Annotated in this window: 14 protein-coding genes; 6 read left to right on the top strand and 8 right to left on the bottom strand. The window is 40.3% G+C overall.

All coding sequences use genetic code 11. From position 1 onward, the window contains the following. The first annotated feature begins 235 nt into the window (after positions 1–235). On the top strand, positions 236–1,582 hold the full coding sequence (locus BM176_RS15210; protein ID WP_090104433.1) for a glycoside hydrolase 5 family protein: 1,347 nt from the start codon (positions 236–238) through the stop codon (positions 1,580–1,582). Positions 1,583–1,587: 5 nt separating this feature from the next. After that, entirely contained in the window at positions 1,588–3,819 is a 2,232-nt protein-coding gene (locus BM176_RS15205) for a glycoside hydrolase family 3 N-terminal domain-containing protein (protein WP_090104429.1), read from the top strand. Between the two features lie 360 nt (positions 3,820–4,179). On the opposite strand, the gene BM176_RS15200 is transcribed toward BM176_RS15205, so the two are convergent. Both BM176_RS15200 and BM176_RS15195 read right to left on the bottom strand, forming a co-directional pair. Next, a complete protein-coding gene (locus BM176_RS15200) occupies positions 4,180–5,001 on the bottom strand; it encodes a hypothetical protein (protein ID WP_090104427.1) in 822 nt (273 codons plus the stop codon). 411 nt (positions 5,002–5,412) lie between these two features. Next, the gene (locus BM176_RS15195) at positions 5,413–5,796 is read right to left on the bottom strand and encodes a hypothetical protein (RefSeq protein WP_143097817.1); all 384 of its coding nucleotides are present in this window, start codon (positions 5,794–5,796) and stop codon (positions 5,413–5,415) included. Between the two features lie 193 nt (positions 5,797–5,989). Here BM176_RS15195 and BM176_RS32755 point away from each other — a divergent pair, with 193 nt between their 5' ends. Together BM176_RS32755 and BM176_RS15190 are read left to right on the top strand one after the other, a co-directional pair. Beyond that, on the top strand, positions 5,990–6,136 hold the full coding sequence (locus tag BM176_RS32755; protein WP_218162210.1) for a hypothetical protein: 147 nt from the start codon (positions 5,990–5,992) through the stop codon (positions 6,134–6,136). Positions 6,137–6,281: 145 nt separating this feature from the next. Further along, entirely contained in the window at positions 6,282–7,805 is a 1,524-nt protein-coding gene (locus tag BM176_RS15190) for a serine hydrolase domain-containing protein (protein WP_090104424.1), read from the top strand. A 378-nt stretch (positions 7,806–8,183) separates the two neighbouring features. On the opposite strand, the gene BM176_RS15185 is transcribed toward BM176_RS15190, so the two are convergent. Then, positions 8,184–9,788, bottom strand: coding sequence for a hypothetical protein (locus tag BM176_RS15185; protein ID WP_090104422.1), 1,605 nt, complete (start codon positions 9,786–9,788; stop codon positions 8,184–8,186). Between the two features lie 359 nt (positions 9,789–10,147). Here BM176_RS15185 and BM176_RS15180 point away from each other — a divergent pair, with 359 nt between their 5' ends. Continuing rightward, positions 10,148–10,615 (top strand): nucleoside 2-deoxyribosyltransferase domain-containing protein, encoded by a 468-nt coding sequence (locus tag BM176_RS15180; protein ID WP_090104420.1) that lies wholly within the window; start codon positions 10,148–10,150, stop codon positions 10,613–10,615. 22 nt (positions 10,616–10,637) lie between these two features. Here BM176_RS15180 and BM176_RS15175 read toward each other — a convergent pair whose 3' ends face one another. The 5 genes from BM176_RS15175 to BM176_RS32190 form a co-directional block, all read right to left on the bottom strand. Then, positions 10,638–12,074: an RICIN domain-containing protein gene (locus tag BM176_RS15175; RefSeq protein ID WP_090104418.1), complete on the bottom strand. Its 1,437-nt coding sequence runs from the start codon at positions 12,072–12,074 to the stop codon at positions 10,638–10,640. Positions 12,075–12,493: 419 nt separating this feature from the next. Further along, positions 12,494–14,086, bottom strand: coding sequence for an MFS transporter (locus BM176_RS15170; RefSeq protein WP_090104416.1), 1,593 nt, complete (start codon positions 14,084–14,086; stop codon positions 12,494–12,496). Between the two features lie 4 nt (positions 14,087–14,090). Further along, positions 14,091–15,134 (bottom strand): HlyD family secretion protein, encoded by a 1,044-nt coding sequence (locus tag BM176_RS15165; protein WP_090104414.1) that lies wholly within the window; start codon positions 15,132–15,134, stop codon positions 14,091–14,093. A gap of 17 nt (positions 15,135–15,151) precedes the next feature. Further along, positions 15,152–16,471 carry a TolC family protein gene (locus tag BM176_RS15160; protein ID WP_090104943.1) on the bottom strand — a complete coding sequence of 440 codons (1,320 nt, stop codon included), beginning with the start codon at positions 16,469–16,471 and terminating at the stop codon, positions 15,152–15,154. A 286-nt stretch (positions 16,472–16,757) separates the two neighbouring features. After that, the gene (locus BM176_RS32190; protein WP_143097816.1) at positions 16,758–16,925 is read right to left on the bottom strand and encodes a TetR/AcrR family transcriptional regulator; all 168 of its coding nucleotides are present in this window, start codon (positions 16,923–16,925) and stop codon (positions 16,758–16,760) included. Positions 16,926–17,019: 94 nt separating this feature from the next. Here BM176_RS32190 and BM176_RS15155 point away from each other — a divergent pair, with 94 nt between their 5' ends. Further along, the gene (locus BM176_RS15155) at positions 17,020–17,808 is read left to right on the top strand and encodes an AraC family transcriptional regulator (RefSeq protein WP_090104412.1); all 789 of its coding nucleotides are present in this window, start codon (positions 17,020–17,022) and stop codon (positions 17,806–17,808) included. Positions 17,809–18,002: the final 194 nt, after the last annotated feature.

Genomic DNA, 18,002 nt, shown 5'->3' with positions numbered 1-18,002 from the left:
ATTTTACCTACTCTGTGTATGGATTAAAAGCAATGAAATAGCTAAAAAAGTACTACATCCATGGCATAAGTTTAGCATACTATCGTCCAGATCTTTATTTATGGCTGCAGCTTGCCGAAAATCAATATTTTACCTACTCTGTGTATGGATTAAAAGCAATGAAATAGATAAAAAAGTACTACACCTGTGGCATAAGTTAGCATACTTTTGAAAAGTTCAACTAATTATAAAAGTAATGCCACGTTTTTCATTTAATGCCTGCCAATTCAGGGATATCCTTTTACTGAAATATATCAAGGGGCTATTAGTTATTTTAATCATCACGTTATGTACAGACGCCGCTACGGCTCAAAAGAGATTTATAACAAGGTCCGGACATCAGTTCTCTCTTAACAATAAACCTTATTATTATATTGGTACTAACTACTGGTACGGTGGTTTGCTGGCGCTGCAGAAGAATGGAAAAGAACGGTTAAAGAAGGAGCTGGATTTCCTGAAGAGTCAGGGAGTGAACAACCTGCGGGTATTGGTAGGAACAGAGGGAAAAGGGTTAGTAAATGGAGTAGAGCGGGTAAAACCAGCCTTCCAGTTTGAACAAGGTGAATTCAATATGGAGATATTGGGTGGTCTTGACTTCCTCCTGTACGAAATGGGTAAAAGGAAGATGTATGCCATATTGTTCCTGAGTAATAACTGGGAATGGAGCGGTGGCTTTTTACAGTACCTCAATTGGAATGGGGTCATTACTGATTCAGTCATGCAGAGTAAATTAAACTGGGATGACCTTCGGGAGAATACCAGCAAATTCTATTCCTGCGAGCCTTGCCAGAAGGATTATGAGAAACAGTTACGACTGGTATTGAATCATGTAAATAAATATACTAAACAGAAGTATATTGATGAACCCTCTATAATGGCCTGGGAATTGGCAAATGAGCCCCGGCCCATGCGTACCGCTGCTGTGGATAAGTATAAACAGTGGACCTCTTCGGTAGCCAAACTAATCAAATCGATAGACCACAACCACCTGGTAACCCTGGGTACTGAAGGAATTATGGGTACAGATGAATCTGCGGACCTGTTTAAAGAAGTTCATCAGCCTAAAGAAGTTGATTATTTAACCATACATATCTGGCCCAAGAACTGGGGGTGGTTTAAGGATACCAGCATTGTAAAGAGTTTGCCCGAATTGATTTCAAAAACACAACAATACATCAGGCAACATGAAGAAATCGCAAATGAACTGAATAAACCACTGGTAGTAGAAGAGTTTGGCTTACCTCGTGACAATCATTCGTTTGATCCGGCATCTTCAAGTTATTCACGTGATAAATTGTACGATGCTGTCTTTGCTGAATGGGCTGGAAGCCGGAAACAGGGAGGTGTGATCGCAGGATGTAATTTCTGGGCATTTGCAGGAACAGCCAGGCCGGTTCCGGGGCAAATATTCTGGAAAGAAGGAGACGATCTGATGGGGGATCCCCCACAGGAAGAACAGGGTTTAAACTCCGTCTTTGATTCTGATAACATCACCTGGAAAATCATCCGCTCCTATACACTAAGTCAAAAAAGTATTAAATAACAGTTATGAAGAAATTACTCTTACTTGTTGCAACTGTTGCAGCCTCGTTCAATGGTTATTCCCAATCAATCGATCAGAAAGTGGATTCCCTGTTGGCGAAAATGACACTCGAAGAAAAAGCGGGACAGATGACTCAGATCAGTGTGGAAGCTTTCCTTAAAACTACAAATGGTGTTATGAACGAACCTCATGAATTTGATATAGCCAAATTAGAGGAAGCGATCAAAAAATATAAAGTAGGTTCTGTTCTTAATAGCGGAGGCAATGCACAAACAGTAGAGGTCTGGAGGAACAGGATAGAAACTATCCAGAAAATTGCACTCCAGGAACGCCTTAAAATCCCCGTACTGTATGGAATTGATGCTATCAGAGGGAATAATTATACATTAAATTCAGTGATGTTCCCTCAGCAGATTGCGCAGGCAGCTTCCTTTAATACCGCAATGGCTAAAAAGGCTGCAGAAGTAACTGCTTATGAAACACGTGCTTCATTTATTCCCTGGAATTTTAGTCCGGTGCTTGACCTTGGACGCCAACCTGTTTGGCCTCGTATCTGGGAAACATATGGTGAAGACCCTTACCTTATCAGTGAAATGGGCAAAGCCGTAGTTCAGGGATACCAGGGAGATGATGTAGTGACAGACAAATACCATGTTGCCGCCTGTCTCAAACATTACATGGGCTACAGTATGCCTTTAAGCGGACATGATCGTACTCCTGCCTGGATACCTGAAAGAGAAATGCGCGAGTACTTCCTTCCTCAATTTGCGGCTGCAGTAAAAGCTGGTGCAAAGAGTGTAATGGTAAACAGCGCCGAGATCAATGGGGTCCCCGTACATGCCAACAAACACATTCTAACTGATATCCTTAAAGGTGAACTGGGATTCCAGGGACTGGTAGTAAGCGACTGGCAGGATATCCAATATCTTTATCTGCGTCACAGAGTAGCAAAGGACAATAAAGAAGCTGTAATGATTGCTATTAATGCCGGTATCGATATGAGTATGGTACCTACTGATTATACCTTTACAGTGGACTTAATTGAACTGGTAAAAGAAGGAAAGATCCCTATGTCACGTATCGATGATGCGGTAAAAAGGATCCTAAGAGTAAAATATGAAACCGGTCTTTTTGAGAATCCAGTCGGCAAATCCAAAGACTATCCACTGTTTAACAGCGTAGCTCATAATAAACTGAACTACGACCTGACAGCTGAATGTATCACTTTACTCAAAAACGCGAATAATATCCTTCCATTGACTCCGGGAAAAAAGATCCTGGTATCTGGTCCTTCTGCCAATTCAATGCGTTCTTTAAATGGAGGATGGTCACGTATCTGGCAGGGTACTACCAGCGATGAAACTGAAAAGGATAAAAACACTATCCTGGAAGCCATGAAGAATGTGTTTGGTGCTGCTAATGTACAATATAGTGAAGGTGCTGATTTTGATAAAACACTGGATATTCAGGATGCAGTATCAAAGGCTACCAATGTTGATGTGATCGTACTTTGTATCGGCGAAACCAGCTATACTGAAACACCTGGCAATATCGGAGACTTAAGGATATCTGATTCTCAGATTGAACTTACCCGTGCTTTAGCTGCTACGGGAAAACCGATTGTGTTTGTACTGACAGAAGGCCGTCCGCGTATTATATCTTCTATAGAACCACTCAGTGCTGCCGTGCTCCACTCCTATTTGTCAGGAAATGAAGGCGGAAACGTAATTGCAGATGTGCTGGCAGGTAAAATCAATCCTTCCGGGAAACTGCCTTATACTTATCCACGTTCTGCCAACAGCCTGGTAAACTATTATCATAAATATACTGAGACACTGAAGTTTGATGAAATGGCAGGATTTAATCCTCAGTGGGAATTTGGATATGGATTAAGTTATACTCAATTCTCTTATTCCAACCTGAAACTGAGCAATACAACACTTACAGATGCTAAAGCCATTACCGTATCAGTTGATGTGACCAACTCTGGTAAAATAACTGGTAAAGAGACGGTATTACTGTTTGTAAGTGATGAAGTTGCTTCTATCACTCCTGAGGTAAAACGCTTACGGGCATTTGAAAAAATTGAGCTTCAGCCGGGTCAGACCAAAACGGTTTCTTTCACAATAGATAAAGAAAGACTTTCCTTTATTAATGCACAATTACAACGGGTTACAGAACCTGGTGATTTCTCTATTTCTGTCGGAGGTCTGAAAGCAGCTTTCAAATATGAGTGATCCTGCTTAAAATTGTATGGGCAGACATAGCGATACAGCTGGCAAATTTTTCTTTGGCGAAGCAGCTCCTGGCTCAACATCAAAATACTACAGCAAAGAGGCTCAGAAAAGTGTAGATCCTGTCGTTTTCATGAAGCTGATGCTAGTGGATATAAACAGGAAAAATCCAATGTGTGCCTGAGACGCCTATAGAAATTGTCTTCCGGAATGTAATCGGAAAGACTGAATTGCATGAAGAGCTTTTCCTGAAAACTTTTTTCCCCTTGCATACACTAATTTAATTAAAGCATACAAGGGGAAAAAGTTTAAAACCAAAATCAAGTTGTGCAACAGCCACTTTTGGTCAGCCCCGTTTATAGTTTATTTTTTGATATAACGATACTTTGAAGAATACTCATCTGTACTCACTACCTCATCTCCCTGCATTGTTTTAATGATTTCTTTATGGGTAACAGGGTATCCATCTTCGTCGTAAGTGTATTCTATAGTTGTTACTGATGACGAGCCCAGACTCATGGTGTAGCTCAATACCGATTTAGTGATATTGTTGGCAGATAACGCTGACACAGGATCTTCTGCATCCAGCACAAAAAATTCCGGTTGTCTCACCGCGTAGTTTACTTTGTCGTCATAGGTGTAGTCAATGATGGTGCTGTCCTTAGATTCAATACCATCAGTTATAGCAACTGCCACATGCCGGGCAATATTTCCCTTACTGTTCCAGATAAAGGCATTTTTACGGCGCATTGTGTAACTATCGACAACCGACGCAGCCTCGTACAAAGCAGTCAGACGGCCTTCGGCATTGTAAACCAGGCTATCATAGCGGGATTTAGAACCGTTGTCACGATACATGTTTACTTTTACCAGCTTACCTGCATTATTATACTCGAAATCCTGAAACAGTTGCAATGTGCCTTCACCCTCACTCATCATCTTCTTTACCAGTTTGCCGTTTTCATAAACCAGCTCCGAAGTTTGCAGCGAATTGTATTTCAGGTCCCAACTTTGTATTTTCTTCATATTGTTGGCAGCATCATAAGTTATCACGGTGCTGTCCTCATCAGACGTCTGGGATAGCAGATATTTCTTTGCGGATGTCTGAGGCGTATTGTCATCATCTTTGCTACAGGCAGCAAACAATACTACAAGTGCAGTTGCACTTAATAACAGTTTGTTCATAGGTCTTTGTTCTGATTTCTGATTTAAAAATTGAGATGTAATCGATTATGTTTAAATTCTGATTTAAGTGTTTAATATTAAAGATGAAATAGGCTATTGTTCTATTGAGAATAGGTCAGACATTCCCAGAATGTCGGCGCAAATATATAAAACATTTTAATAATTTATCATATAAGTGAAAGTCTTTTGTAAAGTAACCAGACAGAATCATTCACCGGCCCTTTCTACAAAAGAAAAGGGCTGACCAATAGTAGCTGGATTTTAATGTGCTTCTATTGGGGATATACAGGAAGCTGTAAAACAAGAAAGTGGCTGTTTCAAGAGCTTACAACTTCTATTGATCACCTACAGAGGTACTCATTGATTATAAATGATAGCTTATTGTAGCCTTACACAAAAAAACTGATTGCACTACCCCCTATTAATGAACTGTCGAATTTCCCTGATCCCTCCTTTTACAAAACTGATATTCAACACTATAAATAATATCAATAGACCTAAACATAATGGCTGTATTAATATATCAAACCCTCTATCTTCAATTGATCCTCCTATTCTAAATCTATAAATTGTGGTTGTAAATGCCGCCTGACTAAAAGTACCCAAAAGAAGTGCAAGAAACGTGGCTAGTTTACTTATTACAATTTTTAATTTTAAGAATACAAGACTTATCAGGATTAAAATAAGCCCTAAATAATGTGGATAAGTAAAAGCCCTGTTGCTTGTTCCTACCTGGTATAAGCTGTGGATCATTAGTCCAGTTATGATAATGAGCGGGATGTAACTTTTTTTCATGCTATTTACCTTTTGTATCTTATGCATATCTTATTAAAGACCCGAAGTTAACAAAGAATGGTATTGCTTCTGCCGCAGGAAAATTAAAAACAACCAATAGTAGTATAACCGCAGTTATCGGGATAGGCAATAATCAGTGTAATAGCTGCTATCTGACTACCCGGAACCAATCGGGATTGATTCTGAGCTTATTATGACGAACACCAGGCCTACACCATTGCCAGCACAGAGATTACCACACCTGGCTACTCTGAATATTCAGAAAAAATGGACACAGCCTTTGCAGAATTGGGGTATTACAGTATCTCAGCTTTCCACTATATTCTCAGGCAGATTATAATTAGAACTATAAAAAGCCTCGTTACTGAACGATATTTTTTGGATCTTTGGAATCATAGCCAGGCTGCATCAGAAAAAATATCATTCAGTAACAAGTTCTGATAACACTTGAATATTATTCACACAGTTCATTTTACAGACCCAATATGAAAAAACACTCTCTATTCCTTTCATTCTTCTTTATTAGCAGCCTGACTTTAGCCGGTCAGGACAAGCACGCTTATCTAAAGAAATATTTTTCTACATTGGAAAAGAATAAACAATTTAATGGTAGTGTATTAGTTTCTGAAAACGGAAAGGTTATTTATGAAAAAGGGTTTGGGTTCGCCGACTTCTCCAATAAAACCGTAAACAATGTTAATACTGCATTTCCTATCGCTTCACTTTCAAAAACACTAACTGCTACAGCCATCCTTCAGTTGGTCGAAGCCAAAAAATTAAACGTAACTGACGCAGTAACGAAATATCTCACCGGGTTCCCCTATCCAAACATTACACTACAACATCTGCTATCTCATACTTCTGGTTTGCCACCTTACAATGCTTTTTTTGACAGTACAAGAAAATTGCATCCTGACACAGTTTTTACCAATGTTGATTTTATGCGTGGATTAACCAATAATACAAAACCTTTATTGTATGAACCTGGCAGCAAAGGAAATTATGATAATATAAATTTTATCGTATTGGCATTAGTAATTGAGAACGTAACTGGAATGCAATACAATAATTACATTACTGAAAATATTTTGCGTCCTGCGGGCATGACACATACTATGTTTATCCCTCTTAGATTGCAATACACTCAACCTGTTAATTTCCCGTTTGCCTATCCCTACTTGTATCCTCATAAATATTCAGAAAGTGTAATAAAAGCAAGTCAAGTTCCATTTATTGTTAACTATTGGTCATCTTATAATTTCTCTGGCTTTGGTGATTATGTAAGTACAATCACTGATTTGCTTAAATACGATAAAGCCTATTACAATGGCTGCTTACTAAATCAAGAAATAATTAATAAAGCTTTTGAACCGGTTAAACTTAATGACGGGAAAAACAACGCTGCTAATTTTGGCTGGGGCTGGCAAATAGATAAGGATAGTAGTTTTGGAAAAGTAGTATATCATAACGGAAATGCTACCGGGCATAGTTGCATACTGGTAAGAAACATTTCTAAACATCAAACCATTATTATATTTGACAACATACACAATAATAATTCACAAGAATTAGCTTTTAAAACATTAAAAATACTCAATAACATTAAAATGCCACTGCCCAGGAAAAGTCTTGCAGCAGAATATGCAAGATTATTGGTGAACAAAGGGGCTATAGTTGCAAGAGAAAAACTGTTTATTTTAAAGGCTGATACAGTGCACTATCAACTGAGTGAAGATGAAATGAATCTTATTGGTTATGATTTTATGGGCGGAAGTAACAATCCAAATCCCTACAAGTTTCCTGAAGAACATAAATATCAAGAGGCTCTTGAAACTCTAAAAATAAATGCTGAACTTTTCCCTAATAGTTGGAATGCTTATGATAGTTACGGAGAAATACTGTTACAAGTGGGACAAAAAGAAACAGCTATTAAAATGTATAAAAAGTCTATAGAATTAAATCCCAATAACACCGCTGGACAGAAAATACTGGAACAATTTTTAAAATAGTTTCTAATTAGCAGCACAAATGGCACTAACGCATGATACCCAGTAGCGGTAGGTTTTCGAAGTTCAATATCAGGTATTCAACGTTCTTTGCAAAACCGCCTTTCTCTGCAACTTTATTTTACTGATAGTATCTCAAGCTGATCGTAAAAGTTGGGATGATTGGTATTGCTGGCAGTATTAGCCGCTACTTTATTCAGCTTTCTATCATATATGATATCAGGCACCTGGCCAAGGTAATGAATGATAGATAAAGTTTGTGTGCCGGTGATTACATCAGGATATGATCATTGTTGATAAAAGCACCAATACTGCCATCGGTGGGCCGGTGGATTGACAGTTCTCATGTCTGTCCAGCAACTTTGGGTCTTACAGAATTATCTACATCCATGAACCGGTATATTCATTGCCAGAATATCCCGCTGATTTACGGTGCAGACTTTCTGCCAGAAATGGGAGGAAATGTAGTTTCTGCGGCGTAGCTTGTGCAAAACATCCTCTTGCTTCAGCACCATATTGTAATGTGTCTACCCATACTTCCCCTTCAAACTCACCATTCATGATCAGGAATAGTCCGTCCTGCCCGTAAGAGTCCCCGAAATACCAGCATCCATCATTCGCTGTTACGCCATCAGGGAACCCAAACATGGCTTGCATGTCTGCGGAATTTGGAAGGATCTTCAGCTTTTTCCAATCTTTATCATCCGGTTCTACCCATGCATTGATCTCCCAGTCATGATTAATGGGATGCATTTTATCAGCTGTGATAGGGAAAGGTTTTCTGATAGCAGCCAGTTCTTTTTTGGCTGGTATCGTAATACCATTGTAACGATAATAATATTTGCCTCCTTCACCAATTTCCATCAGGTACACTTTAAGCTGATCCGGCAGACGGATAGCATGTTTCTTTTCATAAGCCGCTATGTCTTCTACTGACCATTTTTTAAGTTCGACAAACCAATTATCGAATTTACTGCTGGGAGTCTGCCATTTAGAATCCTTATACTGAATAAGCAGCTTGGTCTGCAACATCTCTTGTTTGATCAGGTTAAGCACAGCAGCATGTTCTTTTACCAACGGATGATCCGGGTTCACAAACTGATCTGCAAGCTTTTCCTGTTCTTTCTTCACAAACAGCAGAAAATTCCGATAATCGCCTTCTTCTTTTTTCTTTGCAGCAACCTCCCTTTCTTCTTCTTTCCGTAACCATTGCAGGTACTTTTCATCCGTTTTCAAATCCCTGAAATCTGCATGATCAGCATTATGTCTCAATCCTTCCAGAACGATAGCATAGGCTTCTTCTTCCCTGCCCATTTTTATTAAGAGACGTGCTTTTGTATCTTTAAGATAACTAAACTGGTACCAGTTAGACTGCACAAATCCTTTTTCCAGTATTGCCAGTGCTTCTTCCAGTTTTACCGGGTCTTCCTCTTCTAAAAAAGCATTCCATCCGATTTTGTTGGCACATTGCAGATACAAATTCCTTTCCCATTCAATCATAGTCACTTTAAAGGGGAAATTATCCATGCATTTTTTTGCATGTGCCAGCAGCAATGGTTTATACTTTGCAAGTACAGCAGGATCTTTGCTAAGATAACTCACCTGACTCCATAGCTGGAATTTCCAGTTTTCCAACGCCATAAGCACTGACTCTTCAAATAGCATCTGCACATGCCCGGGAACCGAATAATTTGTATATCCATTCTTGTTTTTTGTTGCAATACGTTCTGGCTCATCCTCCGGATCTTTCAGATTGATAAGCAGCATTTGCTGTTTATTATTCCCTTCCAATATTGTTGGAAACTGCATTGGCAGCATACCGATCATTTCATCCATATTGGCAATGGCCTGATCTACTTTTTCTTCCAGTATTTTTCCTGTTTTTGCTGCTTCTTCTTCAAAGGCAAGGATCAGGGAATAACAGGCAGCGTAAAGACGTTTGAAGGCTTTTATTTTTCCGTCTGTTATTATTTTCTTTTGAGCCATAATATATAGTTTTTGCAAATCACTGAACTCCGGTTTAGTGTGAGACAAAATTAATACGATAAGTGGCCAATCATAAAATCTATCAACTACAAATGATCTACATGAACTACAAATGCTAACTACCAATGATCTACAATTTGAACTTTGCATTCAATCTTCCATCAGATTTCAAGAAAGTCAGAGAGCCTAAACGCAGTAACTATATTTAAAAGGTGCCAGTTAAAGAATAAGTTATTTATTGGTATGTAGATACTTAGCCATGGATATCCATTCTATGCGGGCCTTGTTTTGTGTAAAATCTACACAAAATTTGGAGCAGCCAGAATCTTATTCTATATTGTGTATAATTAAAGTGAAGTATGAACGTATTTAACCCGCCACAAAGAGTAATCGCTCATCAACGGAAAATTATTTTCCTCGCTGGATCCATCGAAATGGGAGCTGCTAAAGAATGGCAACAGCAAGCAATTGAGCTGTTCGATTCCCTTATTCCTGAAGAGGAGAAAAATGATTATCTCATCCTCAATCCCCGAAGACCAGATTGGGATTCCAGTTGGAAACAAGCGTACGAAGATCCGCAGTTTTATCAGCAAGTTAAATGGGAACTAAGCAGTTTGCAAAAAGCAAACTATGTATTAGTATACTTTGATCCTGCTACTAAGTCACCAGTCTCTATGTTAGAGTTGGGTGCATTTCATCACAAAGCTATAGTTGTTTGTCCTGATGGTTTTTGGCGCAAAGGAAACATCGATATCTTCTGTGAAGAATTTCTTATTAAACAGGTAGCTGATCTGGAAAACGCAGTTAAGCTAATTGTTGCTGATTAGATCATAGCATGCTAGTAACCACTTATTCATAGAAGCCAGCCGGGGTTGGAAAAAGCGGATTGTTATTTGGCGGCTGAATAGCTGACGCCTGCAAAACCATTCTGAACTTCTGTGCTACCGATCCGTTATACCACGAGATAGTCATTGGCTTGCCGTTGGTTGTTTCATTGTTGTAAACGTCCAGTGCATATGCAGGAGCACAAGCAGGCACCAGATAATAATACCCCTGATTGTCCGGTACGAACTTCCATTGCTGAGCAATGTTGCCGGTATAATGTTCAACGGTTACGGCTGTTCTGGCAGCAGATACTCCACCTTTCACGGTAAGAGCTTTGTCGGGCGAATGCGTCGGTTGGATTTTAAAGTAGTCTCCATCTACCCTACTTATTCTCCATTTTTGATTGGCGCTGACAGGAACATTTCTTTCATACAAAATGACCTGCGTTCCATCGATGGTACTGTTCCCCGGCGTATCAAGGATACTGCTGTTATTTACCGCTGTAACGATCATATACACGTTACCTGACTTAATAGCTGCAGGAGCTATATTGCCGTTCATATAGAAATCAATAATACCATGTTGTGTGCTGTTATTTACAATAACGGTATTCTTTCCTGAAATCGTGATAATATCGGGGCCAGAGACTTGCCAGTTGAATGTGGCCGGTGGCGGGGTACCGGACCTCGTGGTCAGCTTTATATCATACATGCGGGATTTCAAAACGTTCGGCCACTCAGTGAAATTCGAAGTATAGGGCTCCCAGCATTCGATCACGTTTAAGGCTTCCTCTGGCCTGGTGACATATATATCAGCCTCTGGATAACCAGTAAAAGACTCTTTATATGTCCACCCTGATTCATCATGAGACACAAAAGATACAACACCTTCCAGTACAGTACCGGGTAAAACGGATACGTATTTTCCATGCAGATATACGCCATCAAGATAACACCAGTTGGCTATCGCATAAAACGCACCACCTGCGGTACCACCCCACATAAGTACCGGTTGCAGGGTACCGCGATCTATACCATTCCAAAGAAATGTAGTAGCTGTACTATATGGATTGGGGGGAACACCGGGCACTACCCATTTGGTGGAGAATGCCTGAATATCGCTGGCATATGCCGTTGCTGTAAACCCAGGAGAACTGGCACCGGTTTTAGCAGCCGATCTGCCAAAAGTATAGGGATCTTTGGAAGGGAATGACGTCTTTCCAAGATCAGCAATAACCTTGTCTGTAGCGATGTCAATTTTAAAAATGCGTCCATTCCTGATCTTAACGGTTGTTTTGTAATCCAGTGCTATGACGCGTGAAGCCGGAAGGTTTCCATAAGGCGTCAATACTATTTTTTCTTCTTGTTCAATGGAAGTGTCGATAGAATCGGACTGTTCTTTCTGACAGGAGCAGATTAGTATTGCCAGGAGGAGGGCATGCATGAATGGGTTACGTTGCATGAGGGTGATTTTAAAATTTGGAGTAAAGTGGAAATTATTGAGACGATCTATAGATGTGATGTAATTCGGAAATAGGCAGGTAAACTTAGATGTAATTTAGCACTATTCTTTTAATTTATTATCCTTTGAGAAATAAGTTCTGCGGACACCGGCTCATAATGCCAGGATTCACTGAGCTGAACTCCTGGATTTCATGTTTAATAAGAAGTGCCGCTGCTGAATAAAACTATTAAGCATAATGTTAAAAAGTCCCAGCTGTAAAAACAGCCGGGACTTGGTGCCAAATGTGAGCAAAACAAACTAATCATCATTGTTATGTCACACATTCAAAGCCATTTCAGGAACCTCTCATAAAATATCAATCAGAACCTGGTTTTCACTCACAAAGCTTCATTATGATCTAACTATGGGCAAGCATATTAATAAGGAAGGGTACCGCCGCTAAGTCTTAACACAATCTTTCTAATACCTGGAATCACCAATAGCAACAATATTAAAAGTAGTAGTCCAATTAGCATGATGTCGTGATAGTCCCGAATAGAACGTGCGACAATCTGTTGTCTAACCAACTTATCCAAAAAGCCGGATGAAGCTGCATTACCAGTGTGAGGATCATTACCAAATATGCTGTAGTTTTCCTGGATGCCCTTTAAGGTATGAGCCAGCTGGGGATTGGTTTCATTCACAGACTCACGTAGTTTCTCACGTACGGCGGCCCTTGTGTAGAGCTGTGAATAATTGTTGATACCGATAGTGAGGCAAAACCCAATGAACCGGAAAAAAATACCCAGCATCGACACGTTATAGGCAATTTTCGGAGGCACCGCAGATACAGTAAAAATGACGATTGGCACAAATAGGATTCCGCATGCAGCACCGTGGATAAACAACGGCAGGATAAATTGACTGGTTTCTCCTGTGACCGAGACAAAGGTCAGCATGTATACATAAAATAAAGCCAACACTACAAAGCCGCAAATAATGATACCAATCAGTGGTTTTCCACTTAGGACAAACCGGGCAGTTACAAACATTGCCAATGCTATTCCAACAATGTTGGCAGTCCAGATAGGAATCACATTGAGCGGATCTACGCCCAATACTCCCTGGATGTAACTATAGGCAAAGCCACTGGTCCCCTTAAATACATAGAACGCAATCAGCAAGAAAAGCCCGATAATAAAACTGGGTAATTTGAAAAGTTCAAGATTGATCAGTGGCCGCTTTAACCTGGTCTCCCTGACGATAAATAACATCAGTAGAAGTGCACCTAAAACCGACAGGAACAGGACCTTCGGACCATCCAGCCAATTAAGTTGCTGTCCATATACTAAAACATAGCCAAATACGCAGCAAAAAATCGCATAGAACAAATATCCTACCCAGTCCACTTGATAGAGTGGCATTTTTTTATGGAAACGAGCTTTAGCGTTCATGGTCAGCAGCACGGTAACAAGAACTGGTAGCATTAAGATGATCAAGCCATAAAAAAGCCATTGAAAATCGAAATAGTGTAACATAGCACTACAATAAATGGCCGAAATGGGAATCGACGTTTGCAACCCTCCATAAAACACGGTATAGCCGATGACCCTGGATCTTGTTGCGTGCAGACGGGGAAAGATTGAGTTAAGTACAACACTACAAAGTAGTGCACAGGCAACTCCCTGCGCATACCTGCATACCATAAACAACCCCAGATCCTTTATATAAAAACAAACCAAATAGGAAGTAAAGTTAAGTGCAAGGGCTGCCAGGATATATTTGCGGGGAGAAAAATACTTTACGATGCGAAAATCCAGCGCGAAGAAACTCACTCCGGCGGCATACATCAGCACTACCGAATATTGTATATCTGCAGGCTCAATCCCATAGTACCCGATTGCACTTTCCGCGTTACTATAATAGAGTCCAAATCCCAGTAGCGAAGTTAAAAGGATACCGAAAATAACCGTTCTGGCCAACCATTCGGGAACCCATTGTTTAAATAGGTGTGTATTAGAAACTTGCATACTACTACTTGATGATATACACGTTGGCGTTCATGCCAGGTGATAATTGATGAATGTTTTCCCTGGCATTGGTAAGCTTGATGCGGACCGGTATTCTTTGAATCACCTTCACGAAATTACCGGTAGCATTATCTGGCGGCAGCAGTGAGTATTTTGATCCTGTTGTAGGGGAAAGCGATTCAATTGTGCCAGTAAAAGTCTCATTGGGAAAGGCGTCCACCATTACTTTCACCGCCTGGCCAACCTTAAAATTACCCACCTGAGTTTCCTTGAAATTAGCTACTACCCATTTCCCCTCATCCTCGTTGGTTAGAAAGGCAAGGGTCTGCCCAGGTTGCACTAGCTGTCCTTCCTGGATATTTTTTTTGCCAAGTTGGCCATCAAAAGGGGCAGTGATGACTGTATAGCGAATATCAAGTTGTTGTCTGGCCAAAATAGCCTCTCTGGATTTAATCTCTGCGGCGATCGCAGTACGCTGAGCCTTCAGATCAACAAGCTTTGATTGCGCCGCTTTTACGGAAGCGATGGTTTCTTCATAGTCTGATTTAATAACCAACAGGGAGGCCTGCATATTTTCAAACTTCTGTCTGGTGGTGGACTCTTCCTTTAAAAGATTGCCATACCGATCATACTCTTGCTGCTGGTGTTCTAATTTGGCACGTACACCGGGAATATGGGCACTAATCACATCAATATTATGTTGTTGGGTCTCTTCGCTGGCATTTAGTATGTCAAGCTTGGCCCGGGAATTCATCAGATCTGCAGTAGCAGCATCGCTTTTCAGCTGAAATTCATCTATGGCGATCACCACGAGCGTATCTCCTTTATGAACATGCTGATTATCCTTAAAATAAATCTTGTCAATATAGCCACCAATCTTTGCATTGACGGGTGCCAGGTAGGCATCTATCTGCGCGTCATTTGTCTGTTCGTATTGGTTGGCATCCCGGAAATATTTTCCTCCCCAGACAAGAAGTGCTACCAGTAGAAGGATACCGAACCACTGTGTGATGGCTACTACAATACGATCTGTTTTATGCTTGTTCATTTACATGTTTATTTAAATTAAAGAATACCTGTTTTGGCCAAAAGTCTGACATGACTTAACCGTAAATTGACTATTGCAGAGGTGAGGGCAAATTTTGATTCCAGCAGCGTGTTTTCTGCATCTAACAGATCGGTGAGTAGCGACTCCTGGCTAAGATAGCTGTTGCGAATCACCCGCACGCTCTCCGTGTTTTGTTCAATATTTTCTTGTGCGGATTTGACAGCTTCTGACGCTTGCTGATATTGCAAATATGCCTCCTTAATGTCTACAATGAGTTCATCCTGCTCTATCCTCACTCGTTCTGTTTGTTGCGCGCTTTCAGTTTTTGCTTTTGCATGCAGGTGCTTATTCCTGTAGAGATTATCCAAGGGGAAAGTAACTCTCAAACCGGTCTGTCCGAATGACCAAAAATCGTTGGAGTATGGGTAGTAGGATACTTGCGGATATGTATAGGTGTAATAGGAAAACAGAGAAACTTTGGGTAGAATATTGGCTTTCACTTGTTTGATATTCAGATTGGCCAGGTTTACATCGTTGAGTGTTATTTTATAAGCTGGAGATTTGGATAGCGCAATTTCAACATAATCCATATAATTACCGTTTTCACTTATTTCAGCGAGCATGGTGCTATCATGATAGACAATTGCCACCGAATCTCCATTTCCATGTGCCATCAGGATATTTAGCCGTTGAGAGGCAACTTTGATCTGTTTGTTCAGGTCGGAAAGGCTCAGTTCCAGCTGGGAAAGTTTTACGTGGCTTCTGAGTACATCACTTTTGAGAACCGTACCATTCCTGTAAAAACTCTCAATAGTTTGAAGTTGTTTTTTCTCTGCCGTAATTTCTGCGGAAAGAAAATCCCGGAACTGAAGGAACTTATAGAGGTCGTAGAATACAATAGCTGCTGAATAATGCATATTATTGCGCTGCAGGTCATATTCATTTTGTTGTCTTAAGCTTTCTTCCCTTTTAATCTGGATGTTCCTGTTGTATTTACCTCCCTCGTAGACATTGAGGCTAAGGGAATAACCAAACCCATATCCATATTTGGATACTGCGAAATAGTCTGGCGTTGCAAACCAACCTCTGGTATATATTAGGAATTTAGTATTGTGCACAACGTTTCCTGAAACATTCAGCGATGGCAAGCGATCACTCTTAGCTATTTCAACATTGGTAACGCTTTCGCTACGCATCAAGTCCGATAGTTTGAGTTGTCTGTTTTCTGAATCTACTATATTCCAGACTTGCTCCAGTGTTAATGAGTCGCTACTGGACACCTGTGCGCTCAAATTCCCGGGCGCCAGGAATAATAACGCTAATAGTAGCGTATGCATAAATGTATAATTGTTCATGTTAAATTGTTCTAGGAATGCTTGAAGAACGATAGCCGCATGATGATCTTTTGCTCCCCGCAATAGGCAAAGCGTGTTAACCAGAGCTAAATCAATATGTACCTGAAGATGGCTTCAATCTGGTTGTGCAATTGCTGAAATTGCGGCATCCGAGACCAGGCTTTTTCGGTGTAGGTAGCCTTAACCTCCGTGGCATACATATGCGAAAGCAAATGACGACGCTTATAGAGACCGACTTTTGTCATCAAAACGAAAAAAAGGTTGATGACTACCCGGTTTGAAATGTCAAGTGTGAAAACGCCTTTTTTCCGGCAATTGAAATATTTACCTTGGCTTTTTCTGAAATACTCTTCATCGACACGTCAGCGAAACCACATGCTACTAAATGGTCTTCGGCTGATTTGATGATTCTGTTGCGCGTAGATTGTTCTTTCATGTTTAAAGTGTTTTGTCAGATATAGTGCAAAACTATTTCCATTTCAAGAGGATCGTTTTATATAATTAGCCTAAAATTTGTTTATTTTGGCCAAGTGAAATATATCAGGGAACTTATCAGGATTATTGACGAATACCCGGAGGCAATCCTGGTACTTAGGCAACAGACAGAGCAGAAGTTAACAGCCCATAAACATGATAAGGGACAGCTATTGTTGGTTTTCGGTGGCATCGCTTATCTGCAGACCAGTGAACGGGATTTCTACATCCCTTCCAACCACTACGTGTGGATACCAAAAAGGTATGCGCACAATCTCATGTTCAATTCCCAGGACCTGTTCATTATCAATATTTATTTTCCAGATGAGGATGATGCAGATACTCCATTTTATAGTGAACTCGGTATATACCCGGTAAGCAGGCTACTTTCAGAAATGCTGTCTTTTACAGAAAGCTGGCAGGGTAACTTTTCTGCCGGAACTTGGGAATATGAATTTTTAAATACGGCCAAACATCTGCTGCCAAAGGAAAAGCTGAATAAATTCTCCATTCAGCTACCTACGACGGATGATAAAAAATTAAATGAGATCACTGATTATTTTCGAGAAAACTTAAATGAGACGCTGACCATGGAAGAGATTGCCGTGCGATTTGGTATCAGCGTACGCAGCCTGACAAGGCTATTTCAAAATAGGCTGCACATCTCTTTCTTGCAGTATGTAAAAATGTTGCGCATTATTCGTGCAATGGAACTGTTAAAGGGTACCGATCTGAGTGTGAGTGAAATTGCCTATGAGGTGGGATATTCAAGCATATCTGCTTTTAGCAACACGTTCGCGCAATTGACAAACATGCGACCTACTGAATTTAAGTCCTTGCTATAGTGGTAAATCTCGCTTTTAAGACGCCTTCTATCTGGTGTCCCGTAGTGGAGCACTTTCGAACCGAATAATGTTGATATTAAGTCGCTTACTATTGAAGTGAAGATGTTATAACGACCTGCCGGCAATTAAATTCTCAAATAAACCAAGGCCTTCCAACAGCCTGTGGCGTTTGTGTTGTGGTACTTTGTTTTTAT

Source organism: Chitinophaga sp. CF118, from assembly GCF_900112615.1.
In the GTDB taxonomy this organism is placed as follows: domain Bacteria; phylum Bacteroidota; class Bacteroidia; order Chitinophagales; family Chitinophagaceae; genus Chitinophaga.
Note: the sequence above shows the minus strand (reverse complement) of the source record. Positions and strands in the feature narration are given on the sequence as shown.